The following is a 4946-nucleotide window of genomic DNA, read 5'->3' as shown; positions in this document are numbered from 1 at the left end:
CATCGTGCTCATGAAACGCCTGGTGCGCGACGACGTGGCCCGGGAGCTGACCTATACGGGCCGCATCTTCAGCGGTGAGGAGGCGCTGCAGATGGGCTTCGCCACGCGGGTCTGCGCCGATCCCCGCGCCGAGGCCCTGGCCCTGGCCGCCGAGATCGCCTCCAAGAGCCCGGACGCGACTCGGGGCTCCAAGCGGCTGCTGGATATGGCCCACGACGCCGACCAGCACGCCATCCTGCTGGCCGAGAGCCAGGAACAGGGCGCGCTGATCGGCTCGCCCAATCAGGTGGAGGCGGTGATGTCCAACATGCAGAAGCGGCCGGCGGTCTACGCGGACTAATCCATGAGCCTGACGCTCTATCATTGCGCCGACGCGCGCTCCTTCCGGGCGCTCTGGGCCCTGGAGGAGCTTGGCCTTCCCTATGAGCTGAAGCTGTTGCCCTTCCCGCCCCGGGTGCTGGCGCCCGACTATCTGGCGGAAAACCCGCTGGGCACCATCCCCCTTCTGGTGGACGGCGCCACGCGGATGACCGAGAGCGCGGCCATCGTGCAGTATCTCGCCACCCGGGAAGGTCCCTCGGCCCTTTCCGTCGAACCGGGGGACCCCGCCTATGGCGACTGGCTGAACGGCCTGCACTTCGGCGAGGCGACGCTCACCTTCCCCCAGACCCTGGTGCTCCGCTACACGCGCCTGGAGCCCCAGGACCGCCGCAACCCCCAGGTCGCCGACGACTACGGCCGCTGGTTCACCGCCCGGCTGAAGGGCCTCGAGCCCCGGCTGGCGGCCAATGGCCGCTGGTACTGCGCCGAACGGTTCACCGGCGCCGACATCTCGGTGGGCTACGCCTTGCTGCTGGCGGAGACGCTTGGGCTCGACGCCAGGTTCTCCCTCGCCGTGGCCGACTACTGGGCGAGGCTGCAAACGCGCGACGGGTTCGTGCGGGCAAAGGCGGCGCAGAGCGCGGCCCCCGCGCCGACCTGGCAGACCTGAACCTTCCTCCCCCGTTTACGGGGGAGGAAAATGAGCCCACTCGGCGAGCACATCAGCGTCGCTCTCGGCCTGAGCAGCCCGCAGGACTGCGAACGCCTCGGCGCTCAACAGCCGCGAGAGCGCCCAGACCGCCGCGCCGCGCACCAGGGGGGCCGGATCGGTCAGCAACCCCTGCGCCACCTCCGCCAACCCGGCGTCCCCGGAATTGCCCACCGCGTAGAGCACGTTGCGCACGAACCGCTCGCGCCCGATGCGCTTCACCGGGCTCTTGGAGAACAGCGCCCGGAAGCCGGCATCGTCCAGCCCCGCCAGGTCCCGCAGGGTCGGCGCCCTCAGGGCGTCGCGCGCGTGCAGCCTCTGCTCCCGCGCCGTGGCGGCGAACTTGTTCCAGGGGCAGACCGCCAGGCAGTCGTCGCAGCCATAGATGCGGTTGCCCAGGGCGGCGCGGAATTCGTGCGGGATCGGCCCCTTCAGCTCGATGGTCAGGTAGGAGATGCAGCGCCGGGCATCCAGCTGGAACGGGGCCGGGAAGGCCTGGGTCGGGCAGATCTCCAGGCAGGCCTGGCAAGACCCGCAGTGCTCCGCCTCCGGCGCATCGGGGGCCAGTTCCAACTCGGTCAGGATGGACCCGAGGAACAGCCAGGACCCGAACTCGCGGCTCACCAGGTTGGTGTGCTTGCCCTGCCAGCCCACGCCGGCGCGGGCCGCCAGCGGTTTCTCCATCAGCGGCGCGGTGTCGACGAACACCTTGAGCTCGCCGCCGAACTTCGACGCCAGCCAACCGGCCAGCTGCTTCAGCCGTCCCTTGATCAGCTCATGATAGTCGTCGCCCTGGGCATAGGCCGAGATCACCCCGCGGTCCCCATGCGCCAGCGCCTCCAGCGGATTGGCGTCGGGGCCGTAATTGACCCCCAGCATGATCGCGCTGCGCGCCCCGCTCCACATGGCGTTGGGATGGGCGCGACGCTCGGCGGTGGTGGCCATCCAGTCCATCTCGCCGTGGCGGCCGTCGTGGATGAACTCATGCAGTCGCTCCCCCGCCGCCCAGGCCTCGTCGACCCGCGCAAAGCGGCAGGCGTCGAAGCCCAGTTCGGCCGCCTTCTCGGAGATCAGCTCAGAAGTCGAGGTCGTCATAATGCGGCGCCGGCGCGAGGCCGGGCCAGCGGTCGGCCAGCAGCGGCCGGAAGGCCGGCCTCGATTTCAGCTTCATGTACCAGGTCTTGACGGCTTGGAAGTCCGTCCAGGGCACGTCGCCGAAATAGTCGATCACCGAGAGATGCGCGGCCGCCGCGAAGTCGGCCAACGACAGCCGCGGCCCGGCCAGCCAGTCGCGGTCAGACAGCAGGCTGTCGATATAGAGCATGTGGCCGCGTAGGGCCTCGCGGCCTTGGCGCAGGGAGGCCAGGTCCGGCGCCCCCAGGCCCAGCAGCCGCTTCTCCATCTTCTCGTGCAGGAGGAAGCCGCCGACCTCGTAGTCGAACTTGCGGTCGAACCACTGCAGCAGGCGCCTGGCCTCAGCCCGTTCGGCGGGCTCGCGGCCCAGCAGGGCGGGTTCGGGATAGGTCTCCTCCAGGTGATCTAGGATCGCCCGGCTCTCGCAGAGCACCAGGGAGCCTTCCGTCAGCACCGGGGTCAGGCCCGAGGGGTTGAGGCTCACCAGCTCCTTGGGACGCTCCCAGTAGCGCACCGGGTTCTCGACAAACGCCAGGCGCTTTTCGCCCAGGGCCAGACGCACCTGCCGCGAGGCGGGATCGAGGGGGAAATGGTGAAGGGTGCGGTGGGGGGTCATGGAAGGGTGCGGACTACCACAGGTCGCGTTAAGGGCGCGTTTACTGCGACTGTTCGGCGAAGGCGCCGCCGTGCGGCTCGGCGCGGCCGCGCGGGTCGGCGTGGATCAAAATGTCGGCCTGAGGAAACTCCGCCAGGATACGGGTCTCGGCCTCGACGATCAGGCGATGGGCGGCCTCCAGGGTCAGGGCCGGATCGATGTCCACATGCATCTGCATATGGATAAACGGCCCCGAGGCCCGGGTGCGAAGCTGGTGAACGTCGCTGAGGCGCGGGTCCTGGCTCACCAGCTCGACGATGCGGGCGCGGTCGGTGTCAGGCAACTCGTGGTCCATCAGCTGGCCCGAGGCCTCGCGGAACACCCCGATGGCGGCCCACAGCAGCAAAGCCGCGACGATCAGCCCGGCGATGGCGTCGAGGCTGTTGAAGCCCAGCCAGGCCGCTGCGCCAATGCCGACAAGCGCGATCAGGCTGGAGGCCACGTCGGTGAGATAGTGGGCCCGGTCGCCCGACACTGCCACGGAGTTGGTCTGTTTCAGCACCCGGCCCTGGGCGAGGATCAGCATCACGGTCAGCAGGGTGGAGACCGCCATCACCGCCACCGCCCAGCCCTCGTTGGCCACCGGGGTGGGGTTCAGGATGTGGACGATGGCCTCCTGGCCGATCAGGGCGGCCGAGGCGAAGACAAGCCCTGCCTGCACTAGGCTGGCGAAGGCCTCGGCCTTGCCGTGCCCGAAGCGGTGCTCGGCGTCCGGCGGGGCCTGGGCGTAGCGGACCGCATAGAAGGTCGCCAGGCTGGCGATGAGGTCCAGCCCTGAGTCCGCCGCCGAGGCCAGCAGCGCCACCGAGCCGGAGATCAGCCAGACCCCGCCCTTGATCACCACCAGCACCCCGGCCGTCGCCACCGACAGCAGGGTGATCCGCCGGGTGAGGGCGGCGGCGGCTTTCGGGTCGAGGCCAGCGGGGGCGTGCATGAGCCCTATCTAGTGCGCCCGCGCACGCCGCCCCAGCGCTAACGACTCTCAGCTCACGCGGCCACCCGCGGCGTTGGCCCCACATAGACCGACTGCGGCCGGATCAGGCGGCCTCCCGCCAGCTGCTCCCGCGCATGGGCGATCCAGCCGGCCGTGCGTCCCATCGCGAACACGCAGGTGAAGGCCTGCGGCGGGAAGGCCAGGGCCTCCAGCAAGAGCGCGGTGTAGAACTCCACATTGGTGTCCAGGCTGCGGTCGGGCTTGTGAGCCTTGAGGATCTCCAGCACTGCGCGCTCCACGGCCTCGGCGAACTCCAGCCGCCCGCTGCGGGTCCCCATCCGGCGGATGGCGACCTTCAGGGCGTCGGCGCGGGGGTCGCGCACCCGGTAGACCCGGTGGCCGAAGCCCATCAGCCGGTCGCCGCGGGCCAGGGCCGCCTCGATCCAGGGCCGGGCGTTCTCCGCGCCGCCGATCCCGTCCAACATGTCGATGATCGGTCCCGGCGCCCCGCCGTGCAGCGGCCCCTTCAGGGCGCTGATCCCCGCCAGCACCGCTGAGCCCAGCCCCGCCCGCGTGGACGCCACCACCCGGGCGGCGAAGGTCGAGGCGTTCAGCCCATGGTCGCTCACCGTCACCAGATAGGTGTCCAGGGCCTCGGCCTGCGCCTGGTCAGGCGCCTTGCCCAGCATGCGCAGGATGTCGGCGGCGTGGCCGAGCGAGGTGTCCGGCGCGATCGGCGCCTCGCCCGCCTGGCCCCGCACCACGGCGGCGGTGAACACCGCCGGGGCGGCCAGCAGGCGCAGGGCGACGGCCAGGTCGTCTCCGTCCGATAGCCGGGCGGTGAGCGCCCGCATGGCCTCGATGGGACTGAGCGACAGAATGCCGGTGTCCATGGCCGAGACCTCGGCGAACACCTCGGCGCGGGCCGCGGCCAGGGGCCCGGCCAGATCGGCGGGCAGGTGGTCGAAGAACCCGTCCCACAGCAGGCGGGTGACTTCCTCGAAGCTGACGCGCCCGGCCAGGTCGTCCAGCGACCGGCCGCGGATGATCAGGCGGCCCGCCGCCCCGTCCACGTCGGACATCACGGTGTGGGCGGCGATGACGTCTTCCAGTCCGTCCGACATGGGAGGACCTCCTTTTTCCAAACTTGCTAAGGGCGATATTTGCCGCCAAGCTGGACGCGTCAATCTTGA

At 70.4% G+C, this 4946-nt stretch carries 6 protein-coding genes; 2 read left to right on the top strand and 4 right to left on the bottom strand.

The window, feature by feature from the left end:
• Positions 1 to 340 (top strand): enoyl-CoA hydratase-related protein (locus tag RMO97_RS01125; RefSeq protein WP_310538720.1); only part of this gene is annotated, 340 nt, incomplete at its 5' end.
• A 3-nt stretch (positions 341 to 343) separates the two neighbouring features.
• Positions 344 to 991, top strand: a complete 648-nt coding sequence (locus RMO97_RS01120) for a glutathione S-transferase (protein WP_310538719.1) — start codon at positions 344 to 346, stop codon at positions 989 to 991.
• A gap of 15 nt (positions 992 to 1006) precedes the next feature.
• Here RMO97_RS01120 and queG read toward each other — a convergent pair whose 3' ends face one another.
• Genes queG through RMO97_RS01100 form a run of 4 tightly spaced genes read right to left on the bottom strand, consistent with a single transcriptional unit; the run spans position 1007 to position 4877 of the window.
• Positions 1007 to 2125 (bottom strand): tRNA epoxyqueuosine(34) reductase QueG, encoded by a 1119-nt coding sequence (gene queG, locus RMO97_RS01115; protein WP_310538718.1) that lies wholly within the window; start codon positions 2123 to 2125, stop codon positions 1007 to 1009.
• The gene (locus RMO97_RS01110; protein ID WP_310538717.1) at positions 2106 to 2780 is read right to left on the bottom strand and encodes a glutathione S-transferase family protein; all 675 of its coding nucleotides are present in this window, start codon (positions 2778 to 2780) and stop codon (positions 2106 to 2108) included. The genes queG and RMO97_RS01110 overlap by 20 nt, the downstream gene beginning before the upstream one ends.
• A gap of 40 nt (positions 2781 to 2820) precedes the next feature.
• Positions 2821 to 3753: a cation diffusion facilitator family transporter gene (locus RMO97_RS01105; protein WP_310538716.1), complete on the bottom strand. Its 933-nt coding sequence runs from the start codon at positions 3751 to 3753 to the stop codon at positions 2821 to 2823.
• Between the two features lie 53 nt (positions 3754 to 3806).
• Positions 3807 to 4877 carry a citrate synthase/methylcitrate synthase gene (locus RMO97_RS01100; protein ID WP_310538715.1) on the bottom strand — a complete coding sequence of 357 codons (1071 nt, stop codon included), beginning with the start codon at positions 4875 to 4877 and terminating at the stop codon, positions 3807 to 3809.
• Positions 4878 to 4946: the final 69 nt, after the last annotated feature.

This window comes from Phenylobacterium sp., from assembly GCF_031425575.1.
Classification (GTDB): domain Bacteria; phylum Pseudomonadota; class Alphaproteobacteria; order Caulobacterales; family Caulobacteraceae; genus Phenylobacterium.
Note: the sequence above shows the minus strand (reverse complement) of the source record. Positions and strands in the feature narration are given on the sequence as shown.

Coding starts and splice junctions, on each gene's coding strand:
- RMO97_RS01120 (WP_310538719.1), top strand. CDS start 344: ATGAGCCTGACGCTCTATCATTGCGCCGACGCGCGCTCCTTCCGGGCG.
- queG (WP_310538718.1), bottom strand. CDS start 2,125: ATGACGACCTCGACTTCTGAGCTGATCTCCGAGAAGGCGGCCGAACTG.
- RMO97_RS01110 (WP_310538717.1), bottom strand. CDS start 2,780: ATGACCCCCCACCGCACCCTTCACCATTTCCCCCTCGATCCCGCCTCG.
- RMO97_RS01105 (WP_310538716.1), bottom strand. CDS start 3,753: ATGCACGCCCCCGCTGGCCTCGACCCGAAAGCCGCCGCCGCCCTCACC.
- RMO97_RS01100 (WP_310538715.1), bottom strand. CDS start 4,877: ATGTCGGACGGACTGGAAGACGTCATCGCCGCCCACACCGTGATGTCC.